We start from the raw sequence: 16,143 nt of genomic DNA on the forward strand, positions 1-16,143 counted from the left end.
ATACTTTTCCTCTTTTCTAATTACTTTAAAAGCATTTGATTCTTGCGATCTCTACCTACTGATTATTAAATAATAGTTTACTTGATTTTTCAAATGTTTCCAAAATTTTCATATCTATTCCAAATAACAAAAAAACCATCTCACAAGGAGATGGTTCAAATTCGTCTATTGAATTATTTATTGATATTTACTGCTTGTGGTCCACGTTGACCATCTTCAATATCATAAGTAACTGCTTGACCTTCATCTAAAGTCTTAAAGCCTTCACCTTGGATGGCTGAAAAATGTGCAAATACATCTTGTCCATCTTCACCAGTGATAAATCCAAAACCTTTGTCTGAGTTAAACCATTTTACTGTACCGTTATTCATATATATTTCCTCCTATTACGTAAATCATACGTGTTTTATTGCAATTAACATTACTTGGTAAAAGGAGTTTTTATAGTGTGAATATATCGCTCAGATTACGTTTCAAATTAGATTACTTGTTTAATATAGCACGTATCAGTTAAGAACACAAATAATAACTCTCGCAAAACATCATTAGAGTTTATGATACCTATCTCTAGTCAAAACAAGTTTAATGTAAGTAATTATTATTATCACGCTAATTTGGATGCGTTATCTTTTTACACTATATATATAAAGTGTACGATAAATAAATAATATATATGGGAGAAATTATAATAAAAAAATTGTTTTTATTGGTATGGTAACTAGTCTTCTTTTACTCGCTGCTTGTGAGACAACTACCTCAAAAAATACAGAGTCAGATAACCAATCTATAAGTTCAACGAGTAATATCGAACTAAATTCAATAAATGAAAAGAGTTCGTTTCAAGAAAATTCATCAATATTTCAACCTTGACAAATTCAAGAAGCTATAAATTCTACTCAATCATCTGAGGTAACAACGGAATCAACGGCTGCTTCTTCGCCCCTTGTAGGTAATGCAATAACCTCTCAGGAACGAGCAATGCAAGTACTTATCAGTGATTCTCCTGAATTACAAAATGAGGATATCGTGGTTACTTTCTATAAATAATTGAATCAGACTATCTATTCAATACACAAAGTAAATCAATACTTGAACAAGGAGGATCAGGATCGGTAGGTTTTTATCGAGTTTCTAAGGAAGGAACGATCACAATAACTGATGCATACGGAAACGCAGTTTAATTTTTTAACAAAAAAATTTAGTAGGCTTTATTTGTCAATAAACCTTGATCAAACTATACTACCTCCATAAATATATTTCTCACTCCAATTACACTTAGTTACAAAGAAGTATCTATCCCCCAGATATATGGTCACCTCTCTCTCCTTGTCAAAGAACGTGCTGTAAGTAAATCAGATGATTTTTTAAACAATCAAGATAAAAAGCATCTGGTCAACTGGTCCAATTTACATCAAAAAAAAAGACAGCCAATAATCGGCTGTCTTTTCTGCATGTAGTACCATTAAAATAAAATGGCACCTACATGTTTAGTCGTTTTCATTACTAAGAATCTTCTCTAACCCCCATCTTACAGGCGTTCGTTCAATTCTTTCGCAAGGTCTTCAAACCCTGGTTTGCCTAGTAAAGCAAACATGTTTTTCTTGTAAGCTTCTACTCCTGGTTGGTCGAATGGGTTGATGCCATTCAAGTAACCTGAAATGCCGACAGCAATTTCAAAGAAGTACATTGTGTAACCTAATGTGTAAGCATCCATTGTAGGGATTTTAACTAATAGGTTTGGTACATCGCCGTCTGTATGAGCTAATAATGTACCTTCAAAAGCTTTTGTATTTACAAAGTCAATTTCTTTTCCTTGTAAATAACCAAGTCCGTCCAAGTCTTCTGCTTGTTCAGGAATTGTAATTGATTTACGTGGTTTTTCAACTTTTACGATTGTTTCGAAGATATTGCGACGTCCTTCTTGGATGTATTGTCCAAGTGAATGCAAGTCTGTTGAGAAGTTTGCACTTGAAGGGTAGATTCCTTTTTGGTCTTTACCTTCTGATTCGCCGAATAATTGTTTCCACCACTCAGAGAAGTATTGCATTCCTGGTTCGTAGTTGATCAACAATTCAGTAACTTTGCCTTTACGGTAAAGAATATTACGCATTGCTGCATATTGGTAAGCTTCGTTTTCTTCAAGTTTGTCGCTTGAATAAGCTTTGCTTGCATCGGCAGCACCTTGCATCAAGGCATCGATATCTGCTCCGCTTGCGGCGATCGGTAGCAAACCAACTGCTGTCAATACAGAGAAACGTCCACCGACGTCATCAGGAATCACAAATGTTTCCCATCCTTCTGCGTCTGCTTCTACTTTAACAGCCCCTTTTGCTTTATCTGTTGTAGCGTAGATGCGTTTGTTTGCTTCTTCTTGACCATATTTTTTAACAAGTAATTCTTTGAATACACGGAATGCAATGGCTGGCTCAGTCGTTGTTCCTGATTTTGAAATGACATTTACTGAGAAGTCACGGTCGCCGATCACTTCGATCAAGTCAGCAAGATAAGTTGAGCTGATTGAGTTTCCAGCGAAGAAAATTTGTGGTGTTTGGCGTTTGTCGCTTCCCAACAAGTTGTAGAAGGTATGTTGTAAGAAATCGATTGCTGCACGAGCACCTAAATAAGAACCACCGATACCGATGACCACAAGGACTTCAGAATCAGATTGGATTTTCTTAGCAGCAGCTTTAATACGAGCAAATTCTTCTTTGTCGTAGTTCGTAGGTAGGTCGATCCATCCTCGGAAATCGCTACCTGCGCCAGTTCCTTCTCGTAATAATTTGTCTGCAGCAGTAACTTGACTCTGCATATAGCCTAACTCATGTTCATTGACAAATGGTGCAACTTTTGAATAGTCAAAATGAATGTGTGCCATTTTTGTTCCTCCTTAAAAGTTTCAATCTACAGATATACTTTACGTTTTTTTTTATTATTTTTCAAGCAAATATGCGAGAAGCTTCTAATATTTGCAAGAAACTTCCATTTTTTAGACTAAACCTTGCATAGCCATTACTTTTGCGACTTTTTCAAAACCTGCCACATTAGCACCAAGCAAAAGATTTTTTTCGTTGCTAAATTCTTTGGCAGTTTGACGACATGTTTGATAGATCGTTGCCATGATCTCATCAAGTTGCGCATCAACTTGGCTGCTTTCCCACACCAATCGTTGTGAATTTTGGCTCATTTCTAGCGCAGATACAGCTACACCACCAGCATTGGCAGCTTTTCCTGGACAATACCAGATGTCTGCTTTTTCATAGACTGAAACAGCATCTAATGTGGATGGCATGTTCGCACCTTCTGCGACGATCTTCACGCCATTTTCTACAAGGATCTCTGCCAATTGTCCGTCGATTTCATTTTGCGTTGCACAAGGTAAAGCAATATCAGCCGCTTGTTTCAAAGTCCAAACCGATTCATTTGCGTGGTATTCAGCTGATGAGCGTTCTTTGACGTATTCTGTTAAGCGGGCTCTTTTGACTTCTTTCAATTCTTTTAATAGATCAAGATCGATACCTTCTGGGTCATAGATATAGCCACCTGAATCAGAACAAGTAACCACTTTCCCTCCTAATTCATGGACTTTTTCGATTGCATAGATTGCCACATTCCCACTGCCTGAAACCATCACTGTTTTGTCAGCAAATGAATCTTGTTCTTCGTTCAATAAGTGTTTCACATAATAAACTAAGCCATAACCTGTTGCTTCTGTTCGGATCTTACTTCCCCAGAAATCTAAAGGTTTCCCTGTCAAAACGCCTGCATCATATTGTTTCAGTCGTTTATAGGCACCATACATATAGCCGATCTCACGAGCACCTACACCGATGTCGCCTGCCGGTACATCAATTGAAGGTCCGATATGTTTTGCCAGTTCCAACATGAAACTTTGACAAAAGCGCATGATTTCATTATCCGATTTTCCTTTTGGATCAAAATCACTTCCGCCTTTACCGCCACCGATTGGTAGGCCTGTCAGGCTGTTCTTGAAAATTTGTTCAAATGCTAAGAATTTTAAAATACTCAAATTGACACTTGGATGAAAACGTAAGCCACCTTTATATGGTCCGATGGCTGAATTGTATTGGATTCGGTACCCACGATTCACTTGCCAGTTTCCTTGATCATCTTGCCAAGGAACACGGAATTGGATCACTCGTTCTGGTTCTACTAAAATCCCTAGAATATTTTTTTCAATGTATTCTGGATTTTTTTCTAAAAATTGGATGACCGTAGGCATAAATTCATCGACCGCTTGCAGAAACTCGATTTGGCCGTCATCTTTTTGGTGAAGTTTTTCTTGTATCGCTTGTACGTATTCTTTTGCATTTGACATAGGTTCACGCTCCTTTATTCATCTGACTTTATTTTAGCTTATTTCAATCATAGGTCAAAACATTTTCTGCGAATCGTCTTCAAATATGCTACACTCTCTGTGAGGTGAGAAAATGGAAAAAACTTATGACGTGATTGTTGTTGGCGCAGGAACAAGTGGCATGATGGCTGCAATAAGTGCAGCCGAGTATGGTGCCAGTGCCTTGTTGATCGAAAAAAATAAAAAAGCAGGTAAAAAATTATTGATGACTGGTGGCGGTCGATGTAATGTCACAAATAATCGCCCTGTTGATGATTTGATTGCGCATATCCCAGGAAATGGTAAATTTTTATATAGTACGTTTTCTCAATACAACAATTTTGACATCATGGAATTCTTTGAAACACAAGGGGTTCACTTAAAAGAAGAAGATCATGGACGAATGTTTCCAGTGACTAATAAATCTAAAACGATCATTGAAGCACTGGTTCATCGTCTGAATGAATTGAACGTCACGATGTTTTTTGGTGAACGTGTAGAAAAATTGATCCATAAGGACAACCAAATCTATGGTGTGCGTACTGAATTTGATGAATTTAAAGCAAAATGCGTCATTTTGACGACTGGTGGACGCACCTATCCTTCTACTGGTGCAACGGGTGATGGGTATAAATTGGTCAAAAAAGTAGGCCACACGATCACACCACTTTATGCAACAGAGTCTCCTTTGATTTCTGAGGAATCATTTATTGCGGATAAAGTGTTGCAAGGTCTTTCTTTACAAGATATCACGTTACGTGTCTTGAACCAAAAAGGAAAAGTGATCACGGAACACACGATGGATCTTTTATTTACCCATTTTGGGATCTCTGGACCAGCAGCTTTAAGGTGTTCCAGCTTCATCAACAATGAACTACAAAAAACGCAGGCACCTGTAACTGTTTCTTTAGATTGCTTCCCGACGAAATCAGTCGAAGAACTGATACAGGAGTTAGTGGAACTAAGTAAGGAATCGAAAAAGAATTTGATCAATGCGTGGCGTGGTTTTCTACCTGAACGTCTACTCCAATTTTATCTTGAACGTCTAGAAATGACCGAACTAACTGGTAGCCAAACAACCGAAAAACAAATCCAAGAATTTGCTGAATTATGTAAAAACTTTGAGCTATTGATCCATAAGACATTTCCCATCGAGAAATCTTTTGTTACTGGTGGTGGCGTTTCATTAAAAGAAGTCAATCCAAAAACCATGGAAAGTAAAGTATTGAACGGATTGTTTTTTGGCGGTGAATTACTTGATGTAAATGGGTATACAGGTGGCTTTAATATCACGGCAGCTTTTGCTACGGGGCGTGTTTCAGGGATGCACGCAGCCATGCAAAGTCAATGGTAAGAGACAAAAAAGCAAAACATTGCTTGAATGAAACATCCATGAAAGGCAACGCGTGTCGTTCGCCTTTCATGGATCGATCTTTCAGCATTTGTTTTGCTTTTTGTTTGTGGTTTTTAAATTTTGATATCGACAAATGTTGCATTGGTCAACTCAGCGATTGCTTCTGGAGCAAGTTCCATTTGCAATCCGCGCTTTCCAGCAGAAATAATGATCTGGTCATATTCTTTTGCCTGTTCTTCAATAAATGTTGGGAATAATTTTTTCATACCAATTGGTGAACAGCCACCTCGAATATATCCGGTCGTTTTTTCCAAGTCCTTGAGATGGAGCATTTCTACTTTTTTATTGCCGGAGACTTTTGCTAGTTTTTTTAAATCAAGTTCAGTGCTTCCAGGGATAACGGCAACGATCGGACCTATGTTATTCCCCACTGCTACTAATGTTTTAAAAATTCGTGATTCACTTCCTGGCAACTGAGCAGCAACGGATGAGGCACTGATATGTGCTTCATCCCAAGCATATTCATGTTCTGTATAAGCAATCTTTTTTTGTTCTACCATACGTATAGCATTCGTTTTTACTGGTTTCTTCTTTGCCAAAATCTTCACCTTCGTCTAGCTTAATTTTCATTGAGTAAACTAATGATTTGTTTTAATTCTTTAACTGGTAATTGGCCAGGTGCAGAAGCTCGTGTCGCATCTAACGCACCGAAAGTGATGGCTGAACCTGTCACGTTGCCTGCAAGTCGAGAGACCATGCCAAGCTCACCCATTGACATAGTGATTAGAGGCATTGACACAAACGCATGTGCACGACGAGTCAATTCCATCATCCGTAAAACATCACGTTCATTATTTGGCATCACAGCAATTTTGCCGATACTTGCACCAAAATGTTCCATCATATTCAAACGATACAGCAAGACCGGATCTGCTGGTGTTTCTTTAAAATCGTGACTACTGATGACCAGTGGGATCTGGCGGCGGTGGATATCATGGAGCAGATCCTTTTCCATACTTTCGATTTTGAACAACTCAATATCTAGCATTTCCACTAATTCTGTGTCGATCAAAAATTTATACAGATCGTGATAGTCTTTGATTGAAATATCTTGCGTTCCACCTTCTTCTAAGGTTCGAAAAGTCAAAAGCAATGGAAGTCTTTCTAACATTTCATAGATCAGTACTAACGTTTCCTTTAGTTGTTCTTTGTTGAAGACATCCTGATAACAATCAAGACGCCATTCAGCCAAATCAGCACCGGCTTCCCTCGCCAGGATTGCTTCTCTCAGAAGTTCTTCGCGAGTTGTACCAGTCAAGGGCGCACAGACTTTTGGACGTCCAGTACCAAATCTTACTCCTTTTACTTGAAACATTTACTTCACGCCCTCTCTATTTTTTTATTTCATAAACAAATACCTTTAAATAATTTCCTTCTGGGAAAGAATCAATGGTTTGAAAATCATCAGGCAAACGATAAACACCGCTGATTTGGTATTCATACTCTGCAGAGATTAGTTCATCTTCGATCATTGCTTGAAATTGATCAATCGACACATTGGCTGCATTTGTTGAGGCAATCAGGATTCCTTCATCGGCTAAGATCGACAAGCTATCTTTCACTAATTCACCATAATTTTTGGCTACACGAAAGACTTTTTTCTTGTTCCGAGCAAAACTTGGAGGGTCCAAAACGATTACATCATAAGAGAAACCTTTACGTTGGGCATATTTAAAGTATTCAAAAACATCCATGACGATGATTTTATGGGCATCCGGTGTCAACCCGTTGACCTCAAATTGTTCACGAGTTTTTTTCAAACTTCGTTTTGCTAGATCGACACTTGTCGTTTCTGTTGCCCCACCCATAGCAGCAGCTACAGAAAAAGCACCGGTATAGCTAAACATATTCAGTACTGATTTCCCTAAAGCTAAGCCATCGATCAATGCCCCTCTGACTTCTTTTTGATCAAGGAAAATTCCTGTCATCAGACCTTCATTCAAATAAGTGGCATAAGTCACTCCATTTTCTTGGACAAGTAGTGGTTCTTTGGCCTCTTCTCCAGTCACATGCTGGCTCTCCGGTAATCGTGTTGTTTCAAAGCGGATTTTTTCGTAGATTCCGACAATTTCAGGATAAGCAGCTTGAAAAGCTTTTAATAAAACTTCACGAGCCAAATATAAGGTTTCATTGTACCAAGAAAAGACAGCAAAGCTATCGTAGTAGTCAATGATCAAACCACCGATCCCATCCCCTTCTCCATTGAACAAACGAAAAGCTGTTGTCTGCTCATCATTAAAATAGCTTGTCCTTTTTTCTTTAGCTGTCAGAAATTTTAGTTCAAAAAATGATTGATCAAATGGTTCATCCTTTTGACTGAGTACCCAACCAATCCCTTTGTTTTGTTTTCCTAAATAGCCTTTTCCTAAAAATTTTCCTTGCTGATCAATTAACTCTACCCATTCCGTCGTTTTTTTCATTTGGACTAGATCTTCTTCTTGGATCAATGGATAGCCTTTTAAAAATTTTTTGACTGCTCTTTTTTTTATTGTTAGTTTCATTGGCTCACCTGCTTTTTCATTCTCCCTTTTAGTATAACAAAAAACACGCTTCTTGTCTTAGAGATTCCTTGTCTTATAGGTAGTTTCCCTTAGAAAAGAGCTAAAATAAAAACTCCTTATCTCCCACTAAAACGAAATGCACAGTGTTCCGAAAGTAGCTCCTTCAGAAAAAAATTTGAAAAACGACAATTTGAAGAATGATTTCCGATTTTCCATGATGATTTCTCAGTGCTGCGCACTTTTGTCCTCCCTATTCATGTGTAGATTTTTGTACAAAACTTAGCGATCTTAAAGAAAATCTTAATCTATCAAGCTTGATTTGTACTTTCAATTGACACTATTTTGGTCTACTAGTAAAATGGTTAGGAGTATGTGAGTCGTGAGTATGTTTCATGTCACTCTTTTTTTATGTAAGAGTGCAGAAAGGAAGATTAATTTGAAAATAAAAACACCCGCTTTTTTAAATAAAAGGCTCGGATTTTTTTCTTTACTAGCAGTTTTGTTATGGGTCAAAACGATTGCTACTTATCTATTTGATTTCCATTTAGGGATCGAGAGTGGCATCCAATATTTTATCTTGTTCATCAACCCGATCGCAACGACTATCCTTCTTTTAGGGATTGCCTTATATGTTAGACGAACGAAAGCAGCGTATATCACGATGCTAGTCATCTATTTCTTGTTGACCTTGCTCTTATTTTCTAACATCATCTATTATCGTGAGTTCACTGATTTTATTACGATCAACGCGATCCTAGGCGCCGGAAAAGTCGCAAGTGGTTTAGGCGAAAGTGCCTTACGGTTATTCCGTCCTTATGATGTCCTTTATTGGATCGATATCATTTTGATCATTGCACTTTTAGCAACGAAAAAAATCAAAATGGACCCACGTCCTGTACGCGCTCGAATGGCGTTTGCTTTTACTACATTAGCAGTGATGATCTTCTCTGGAAATCTATTTTTAGCTGAAGCAGATCGCCCAGAGTTATTGACACGTACATTCTCTCGTGATTATCTAGTTAAATATCTTGGACTGAACGCGTTCATGGTATACGACGGTATCCAAACTTACCAAACGAACCAAGTACGAGCTGAAGCAAGTCCAAATGATATGAAAGAAGTAGCAACTTACGTCAAAGAACATTATGCGCAACCAAACCAAGATCTCTATGGATTAGCTGAGGGTAAGAATGTTATCTATATCCATTTAGAAAGCTTACAACAGTTTGTGATCGATTATAAACTGAAAGACGAAAATGGCGTAGAACATGAAGTAACACCTTTCTTGAATAGTTTATTCCACAGTAATGAAACATTTAGTTTTGACAATTTCTTCCATCAAGTAAAAGCTGGAAAAACAAGTGATGCAGAGACATTGATGGAAAATTCATTATTCGGTTTGAACCAAGGATCGCTATTCACTCAACTTGGTGGTAAGAATACTTTCCAAGCAGCACCAAATATTTTAAAACAAACAAAAGGCTATACCAGTGCAGCATTCCATGGGAATGCTGGTACATTCTGGAACCGTAACGAAACTTATAAGAGTTTTGGATATGATTACTTCTTTGATGCTTCATACTATGACGTGAATGACGATAACTCATTCCAATACGGTTTACATGATAAACCATTCTTTGAACAATCCGTCCAATATTTAGAACGTATGCAACAACCCTTCTACTCAAAATTCATTGCTGTATCGAATCACTTCCCTTATTCAAAATTCACGAATGAGGAAGCTGGATTCCCAGTAGCTAATACGAACGATGAAACAATCAATGGTTACTTTGCGACAGCTAACTATTTAGACACAGCGGTAGAAGAATTCTTCAACTATTTAAAAGCAAGTGGCTTGTATGAAAACTCAGTCATCGTCTTATATGGTGACCACTACGGGATCTCTAATACAAGAAACAAATCTTTAGCTGAATTAGTTGGTAAAACAAGTTCGACATGGACAAATTTTGACAATGCAGCGATGCAACGCGTGCCATATATGATCCATATCCCCGGACAAACAAAAGGTGGAATCAATCATACGTACGGTGGCCAAGTAGATGCTTTACCGACATTGCTTCATTTGTTAGGTGTTGATTCAAAAAATTATATCCAATTAGGACAAGATCTTTTCTCACCTGATAATAACCAGTTAGTCGCTTTCCGTGATGGTGACTTCGTTTCACCTAAATATACCTATTATGGTGGATCTGTCTACGATACCCAAACAGGTGAAGTCCTATCCGATATGACTGAAGAACAACAAGCAGAAGTTACTGCCTTACGTGAAGCAGTCAGCAAGCAACTCGCCGTTTCAGACCAGATCAACAATGGCGATCTACTTCGATTTTATACAGAAAGTGGTTTAGAACCACTTGATACTTCTAAGTTTGATTACAAAAATGGCTTGCAACATCTAAATGATGCCGAGCGTTCACTTGGTGACAAATCAACAAGCGTCTTCAGTGAGAACAACAATCAAACGACACAAAATCTTTACGAAACAAAAACTTTCCAAGATATCCATGGTATTCCTACCGAGGAACCTACGGATAGTGAAGATGCAGTAGAAAACAACGAATGAACAACGTGAGAATAAGTAGCTAATGTTATCACTCAACGAACAGCACTCGAGGAAATCCTTTCTTCGGGTGCTTTTTTTGATCTAATAACTAGCGATATAAATAGATTTGCTTATTTCTACTCAGTGATTTTTTTTACCCGCACGATTGAAAGTGCAAAGAGATGCTACTAAACATATTCGATGCATCTCTGTCCCCTCATACATACTCTAAGTCTGAAACCATTAAGATCCCAGACAAATCATTTGATTCTTGGGGACTCATCGCTCGTTCATAAATCTTGAAATTAATACATTTTCCTATTAGTTTTTGCACTGGATCTCATAGTAGGACCAAAAGAATAGCGTCACTAAAGAAGTTTTTTATACGCCTCCAGGTTCCCATTGCTTGTCCTACTTGGTCAGCCTTCCTTTATTTCGGTTTTTCACTAAATGATTTTCATACTTTATTCATATTCATTTTTTATACTATTCTTGAGGTGAAAAGTATGAATATGATCCGTTATTCTACCGCACGATTACTTTATTACAAAAAACAAACATTTCTATATACTTTGTTTTCAAGCTTTTCTGCTTTTCTATTATTGATCAGCTTTAACTTATATAATCTACAAACCACTTTACACAAACAAATCCAAGATCGGGTGTTGATATTTGATGCTTCTGATGTCAAAGAAAACTTGCCTTCATCAGAAACGCTTCAACAAGCCTATCTGGTTGTGATCAGTTGTATACTGGCACTGTTTGCCTTGTGTTTCTTTTTTTTCTTTTTACTCTCACTCTATCGTCATCGTATGGAAATCATCAATTGGCGATTAGCGGGTCTTTCCAAACCAAAAATGTTCTTCTTTGTTTTTTGGCAATCCTTGATTCCATTAGTTCTGAGTTGTCTTGGCGTTCTTTTGATCGTTTTTGCTTTCCAAAATGGCTATCAAGCTTTACTCCAAAAAATCAATTTGGCTCTGTTAGATTTCTTCGAACTACCGAATTTACCAAGTGTCTTTTCTTCTGGAAATGGTTTATCGATCTCGATTGATCAAAATAGTTTTTTCATGATCGATTTTTTTAGCGATAACTTTTTAGTAGATACCTTAAAAGGGATCGGACAGACGATCATTTGTTTAGTTAGTATTAGCACATTACTTAGTACCTGTCTTTTCATGATTTCAAATCGACTTTTAAAAAGAAAGAAGCTGATCATTGATGAACCAACATGATTCACTGATATCATTTAGCGGTTTTACTGTTCTGATCGGTTCGAAAGCCGAACAACAGGTGATTTTCACAGAGATCAAAGCACAACTCCTTGCTTCAGAACGAACTGATCTGATGATCGTTCAAAAAAATTGGCCGTTCTTCCCTTATCTTAATTTAAAAGAACAAGTATTTTTGGACATCCCCGAAAAACAAAAAAAAGCCAAACAGGAACAAGCGCAAGATAAGCTAATGATAGATTCCTCGTTGCTCAAAAAATCAGTAAGTGAATTGAGCACGTATGAAAGAATCAAATTGCAACTGATGCATGCGATCCTCGCCGATAAAAATAAACTGATCATCGAAGACCCTATCGATGATTTGTCGATTATCGAGATTCAAGATCTTTTGACAAATCTTTGCGATTTAGTCAACGATCATTCTTTTTCGATCTTATTGTTGACTCATGATCTTTCGATTGCCGAAAGCCCATATGTCACTGATTGTAAAGAAGCGAGTTGACTTGTGCTTGTTGATCTTCATAAAAAAACCGTTAAAACAAGATAGAAGCCTTGTTTTAACGGTTTTTGATTTAGTTATCATTCGATTTCAACATCTGGTAATTTTACAGTAAATGTCGTTCCTTTTCCTAACTCACTTGTTACGTCGAGTTTTCCTTTATGCAATCGAACTAATTGTTGAACGATCGGTAACCCTAAGCCGGATTCGCCATATTTTGTATTTTTTCTAGATGGATCAACTTTGTAATAGCGATCCCATATGCTTTTCATTTGTTGTTCTGACATACCAATACCAGTATCGGTCACTTTGATGATCGTTTCAAGATAACCTTTTTCTAATGTGACTGTGATCGTTCCATTTTCAGTGAATTGGATCGCATTTTGAATAATGTTGACCATGATCTGTACAAACCGATCATAATCAGCGTATACGTCTAATTGTTCAGGTGCTTCTAAAATCAATTGATTACCCGCAGCTTCTGCTTTTGCTTCCAATTGAGCAACAATGTTTTTTAACGTTTCTGTCCCATCAAATTTTTTGATGACCATACTGATTTGATTCGTTCTGATTTTTTCATAATCTAGATTCTCATTGACTAGACGAATCAAACGTTCAGTTTCATTTTTCATTAATTTAATGGCATTTTCCCGTTGGTTTTCTGGGATGGCATTATACTCTAAACCTTCTAACAAGCCATTGATGGTTGTTAAAGGGGTCCGCATTTCATGGGAAGCATCTGCCATGAATTGTCTGCGCCGATTCTCTTGTTCCTCGATTTCTGCTCGTGATTCTTTCAGTGAGTTGGTCATCTTATTGAAATCATCTGCTAATTCATCAAATTCATCTTTGTCATTTACAGGTAATTGCACATCGAAGTTGCCATTCGTGACTTCTTTTGTAGCATTTCTCAAACGATTGATCCGTTTGACTTGGAAAGCCGCAAAGGCATAGCTTGCGATGATTGCAATGATACTTGAGAAGATGAAGCCTTTGAAGAGATTCAAGGTGACTGATCGCACGCTATTGTCGATGTTTCTGGCTGGTTGGCTTACAACTAATCCCCCATAAAACTCATGATTCAAGTTGAAAGGAACCAAAGCATAGGATGTGGCTTGATTCTCTCCTGAGATATTTTTATTTGAAGTAAACTTGACTTGGCGACCGCTTCTCAAACTTTCCCATTGATCTGCTGTAATCGTAAAATTCAAGTAAACCCCAGCAGTTGGATAAATCACTCGCTCATATTTATCAATAAAGATAAAATTGACATTTTGTTCAGTTAATACTTGTTCAGTCAGTTCCAACGCATTTTGGAATGCTTGATCTTGATTGAATTGAGGAAACGTATCCGCAAAGGTTTGGGTCGTTTTCTCCACCGACTCGGCATAACCAAAAAGTTGTTGGTAATTATTTTCTTCGATGGTCTGCTTGGTCAATTGCGTAAAAGAAATACCGACGATCAAGATGATCATCGCGATCATCCCACAAAATGCCAGTAATTGTTGGTATAAATAGCGCATCAGGCAACACCTGAATCATCAAATTTATAGCCTACTCCCCAAACGGTCTGGATCACTTGTGGGCCTACTTTCTCGATTTTTTGACGCAATTTTTTGATATGGGCGTCGACGGTTCGTTCATCACCAAAATATTGATAATCCCAAACGAGTTCCAATAACTGTTCTCTTGAAAACACTTGTCTTGGTTTTTTTGCTAATGTAAATAAAAGATCAAATTCTTTTGGTGTCAATCCATCGATCGGTTGGTTATTCAAGTAGGCTTCACGCGTTTTCGTATTCATCTTGAAGTGATCGGTTTGGATGTCAAAATTTTGATCAGATAATGGATTTTCTTCTTTTGTTTCTACCAATTCGCTACGACGGTGTAATGCCTTCATACGTGCAATCAATGTCAAGGGACTAAAAGGTTTAGTGACATAGTCATCAGCTCCCATCTCTAAACCGATCACTTGATCACTTTCAGAATCTCGGGCGGTCAACATGATGATTGGTACTGTACTAGAAACTTTTCGGATTTCTCGTCCAACCATCATGCCATCCATTGTCGGAAGATTAAGATCCAACGTGACCATATCCCAATGTTGCGGATTCTCTAAAAACGCATCTAATCCTTCTTTTCCGTCGTATTTGAAGGTTGCTTCCCATCCTTCATTCAAAAAAAACATCTGCATCATTTCAGATACGGATTGATTATCTTCAATCATTAAAATGTTCATGCTCGTCTCCTCCATTTATCAAATCGTAAGTTTGTAATTTTTTTTCTGTTAATATAAAAATCGGCATGATCGGAAACACTAAGACCAACATTTCAATAATAAAAAAATTGGTATGTCCTGTGATTTTTAATCCGTAGCCGATCAAGGTCATCAATAATCCGAAAATCAAGAAATATTTTCCGCTTGTTCGTTGGGCAATCCGCCAATGTTCGTCGGATCTTGTGGCACGTTCTGAATGATAACCATAGAAAGGTAAATTACCTTTAGAAGGCAAAATTAAAAATAAGAGCCCTATCAAGGTCAAAAAAAGACCAACTGTTAAAAAAATCATGATTTCACTCTCCAATCTCTGTCTATAGTATACTCTAAAATGGTTGCTGAACCAATAAGTTCAGTAATTCTTCACGAAACGTTTGTCTTTTGTTCATTCTTTGATAAGATAAAGATAGTCAAATGAAAAAGGAGTTTTATTTGTGACAAACTATCAAGCAATCACATTTTTCGATCTCGATGGAACTTTATTAGATGGACATTCTAAAATAACTCCTGAGATCGCCGCAGCAATCCAAGTATTAAAAGAGAATGATATCCTACCTGTTATCGCTACTGGACGGACAGAAATGGAAATCAAACAAATCATGCGTGATGCGGGTATTACTTCCGCTGTAACAATGAATGGTTCTTGCATTAGCGTAGAGGGAGAAGAAATTTATTCTGTACGCTTTTCTAAAGAAGAATGTCAAAAAATGCGTGACCATATCGAAGAGCAAGGTCATGCCCTTTGTTTTTATAATAGAGAGAACATTTGGAGTACTCATCACACAGAGACCATGAGAAAAGCTTATGGCTTTATCCATTCAGATGTGCCACCAATCGATCCTTCCGCTTTTCAGGATCATCCGATCAATATGTTGCTGATTCTTTCCGAATCAGGTGATGAATATTATCATGAACGTTTCCCAGACATGACTTTTTACCGCAATAGTCCTTATTCGATTGATACGGTCAGAAAGGGTATTTCAAAAGGTGCAGGCGTCAAACACTTAAAAGAAACGTTACAATTGGAAAATGTTCCGACTTTTGGTTTTGGTGACGGACCGAACGATTTTGCCTTACTCGAAGCTTGCGATCACAAAATCGCAATGGGCAATGCCTATGATGAGTTAAAAGAACTTGCAACCTTCATTACGAAGAAAAATACCGAAGGCGGGATCGTTCACGCATTGAAGCATTTTGAATTGATTTGATTGTGGAACTGCTTAAACATGACAAAACAAAATAGCCGTCACTTTAACAGAGGACGACTATTTCTACTATACCGAATGAAATTTTTGGCGCCTT

The 16,143-nt window shown here is 37.5% G+C and carries 14 protein-coding genes; 5 read left to right on the plus strand and 9 right to left on the minus strand.

All coding sequences use genetic code 11. The features are described from left to right. Positions 1-173: 173 nt before the first annotated feature. From IGK01_RS08490 to gdhA, 3 genes are all read right to left on the minus strand, one after another. Positions 174-371 carry a cold-shock protein gene (locus tag IGK01_RS08490; protein ID WP_010735111.1) on the minus strand — a complete coding sequence of 66 codons (198 nt, stop codon included), beginning with the start codon at positions 369-371 and terminating at the stop codon, positions 174-176. Between the two features lie 1,157 nt (positions 372-1,528). Continuing rightward, positions 1,529-2,875: a glucose-6-phosphate isomerase gene (locus tag IGK01_RS08495; RefSeq protein WP_019722952.1), complete on the minus strand. Its 1,347-nt coding sequence runs from the start codon at positions 2,873-2,875 to the stop codon at positions 1,529-1,531. Between the two features lie 111 nt (positions 2,876-2,986). Beyond that, positions 2,987-4,336: an NADP-specific glutamate dehydrogenase gene (gene gdhA / locus IGK01_RS08500; RefSeq protein ID WP_023519903.1), complete on the minus strand. Its 1,350-nt coding sequence runs from the start codon at positions 4,334-4,336 to the stop codon at positions 2,987-2,989. Positions 4,337-4,448: 112 nt separating this feature from the next. Here gdhA and IGK01_RS08505 point away from each other — a divergent pair, with 112 nt between their 5' ends. Next, the gene (locus IGK01_RS08505; protein WP_438840658.1) at positions 4,449-5,708 is read left to right on the plus strand and encodes an NAD(P)/FAD-dependent oxidoreductase; all 1,260 of its coding nucleotides are present in this window, start codon (positions 4,449-4,451) and stop codon (positions 5,706-5,708) included. 113 nt (positions 5,709-5,821) lie between these two features. Here the strand turns inward: IGK01_RS08505 and ybaK are convergent, their stop codons facing one another. The 3 genes from ybaK to IGK01_RS08520 are packed head-to-tail and all read right to left on the minus strand — an operon-like array spanning position 5,822 to position 8,269. Beyond that, positions 5,822-6,307 carry a Cys-tRNA(Pro) deacylase gene (ybaK, locus tag IGK01_RS08510; protein WP_224434865.1) on the minus strand — a complete coding sequence of 162 codons (486 nt, stop codon included), beginning with the start codon at positions 6,305-6,307 and terminating at the stop codon, positions 5,822-5,824. 20 nt (positions 6,308-6,327) lie between these two features. Continuing rightward, complete coding sequence (gene aroD, locus IGK01_RS08515; RefSeq protein ID WP_023519905.1) at positions 6,328-7,083, minus strand: type I 3-dehydroquinate dehydratase; 756 nt, start codon at positions 7,081-7,083, stop codon at positions 6,328-6,330. A gap of 16 nt (positions 7,084-7,099) precedes the next feature. After that, positions 7,100-8,269, minus strand: a complete 1,170-nt coding sequence (locus tag IGK01_RS08520; protein ID WP_065095976.1) for a class I SAM-dependent rRNA methyltransferase — start codon at positions 8,267-8,269, stop codon at positions 7,100-7,102. Between the two features lie 385 nt (positions 8,270-8,654). Here IGK01_RS08520 and IGK01_RS08525 point away from each other — a divergent pair, with 385 nt between their 5' ends. The 3 genes from IGK01_RS08525 (at position 8,655) to IGK01_RS08535 (ending at position 12,566) form a co-directional block, all read left to right on the plus strand. Beyond that, positions 8,655-10,853 carry an LTA synthase family protein gene (locus IGK01_RS08525; RefSeq protein WP_404852096.1) on the plus strand — a complete coding sequence of 733 codons (2,199 nt, stop codon included), beginning with the start codon at positions 8,655-8,657 and terminating at the stop codon, positions 10,851-10,853. A 485-nt stretch (positions 10,854-11,338) separates the two neighbouring features. Further along, entirely contained in the window at positions 11,339-12,067 is a 729-nt protein-coding gene (locus IGK01_RS08530) for a hypothetical protein (RefSeq protein WP_019722957.1), read from the plus strand. Further along, positions 12,054-12,566, plus strand: coding sequence for a hypothetical protein (locus tag IGK01_RS08535; protein WP_010735100.1), 513 nt, complete (start codon positions 12,054-12,056; stop codon positions 12,564-12,566). Before IGK01_RS08530 ends, IGK01_RS08535 begins: the two co-directional genes overlap by 14 nt. A 77-nt stretch (positions 12,567-12,643) precedes the next feature. Here the strand turns inward: IGK01_RS08535 and IGK01_RS08540 are convergent, their stop codons facing one another. Genes IGK01_RS08540 through IGK01_RS08550 form a run of 3 tightly spaced genes read right to left on the minus strand, consistent with a single transcriptional unit; the run spans position 12,644 to position 15,133 of the window. Continuing rightward, positions 12,644-14,086, minus strand: coding sequence for a sensor histidine kinase (locus tag IGK01_RS08540; protein ID WP_019722958.1), 1,443 nt, complete (start codon positions 14,084-14,086; stop codon positions 12,644-12,646). Beyond that, complete coding sequence (locus IGK01_RS08545) at positions 14,086-14,802, minus strand: response regulator transcription factor (RefSeq protein WP_010735098.1); 717 nt, start codon at positions 14,800-14,802, stop codon at positions 14,086-14,088. The genes IGK01_RS08540 and IGK01_RS08545 overlap by 1 nt, the downstream gene beginning before the upstream one ends. After that, the gene (locus IGK01_RS08550) at positions 14,783-15,133 is read right to left on the minus strand and encodes an SdpI family protein (RefSeq protein ID WP_010735097.1); all 351 of its coding nucleotides are present in this window, start codon (positions 15,131-15,133) and stop codon (positions 14,783-14,785) included. Before IGK01_RS08550 ends, IGK01_RS08545 begins: the two co-directional genes overlap by 20 nt. Positions 15,134-15,275: 142 nt before the next feature. Between IGK01_RS08550 and IGK01_RS08555 the strand changes: the two genes are divergently transcribed. After that, complete coding sequence (locus IGK01_RS08555; protein ID WP_010735096.1) at positions 15,276-16,049, plus strand: Cof-type HAD-IIB family hydrolase; 774 nt, start codon at positions 15,276-15,278, stop codon at positions 16,047-16,049. Positions 16,050-16,143 lie beyond the last annotated feature (94 nt).

Origin of the sequence: Enterococcus sp. AZ080, from assembly GCF_051714945.1 — a bacterium.
Classification (GTDB): Bacteria; Bacillota; Bacilli; order Lactobacillales; family Enterococcaceae; genus Enterococcus_B; species Enterococcus_B pernyi.

Bases quoted from the DNA above. Each gene is read 5' to 3' on its own strand.
- IGK01_RS08525 (WP_404852096.1), top strand. From the start codon at position 8,655: ATGTTTCATGTCACTCTTTTTTTATGTAAGAGTGCAGAAAGGAAGATT.
- IGK01_RS08550 (WP_010735097.1), bottom strand. From the start codon at position 15,133: ATGATTTTTTTAACAGTTGGTCTTTTTTTGACCTTGATAGGGCTCTTA.
- IGK01_RS08490 (WP_010735111.1), bottom strand. From the start codon at position 371: ATGAATAACGGTACAGTAAAATGGTTTAACTCAGACAAAGGTTTTGGA.
- aroD (WP_023519905.1), bottom strand. From the start codon at position 7,083: ATGTTTCAAGTAAAAGGAGTAAGATTTGGTACTGGACGTCCAAAAGTC.
- IGK01_RS08545 (WP_010735098.1), bottom strand. From the start codon at position 14,802: ATGAACATTTTAATGATTGAAGATAATCAATCCGTATCTGAAATGATG.
- IGK01_RS08540 (WP_019722958.1), bottom strand. From the start codon at position 14,086: ATGCGCTATTTATACCAACAATTACTGGCATTTTGTGGGATGATCGCG.
- IGK01_RS08530 (WP_019722957.1), top strand. From the start codon at position 11,339: ATGAATATGATCCGTTATTCTACCGCACGATTACTTTATTACAAAAAA.
- IGK01_RS08495 (WP_019722952.1), bottom strand. From the start codon at position 2,875: ATGGCACACATTCATTTTGACTATTCAAAAGTTGCACCATTTGTCAAT.
- gdhA (WP_023519903.1), bottom strand. From the start codon at position 4,336: ATGTCAAATGCAAAAGAATACGTACAAGCGATACAAGAAAAACTTCAC.
- IGK01_RS08535 (WP_010735100.1), top strand. From the start codon at position 12,054: ATGAACCAACATGATTCACTGATATCATTTAGCGGTTTTACTGTTCTG.
- IGK01_RS08505 (WP_438840658.1), top strand. From the start codon at position 4,449: ATGGAAAAAACTTATGACGTGATTGTTGTTGGCGCAGGAACAAGTGGC.
- IGK01_RS08520 (WP_065095976.1), bottom strand. From the start codon at position 8,269: ATGAAACTAACAATAAAAAAAAGAGCAGTCAAAAAATTTTTAAAAGGC.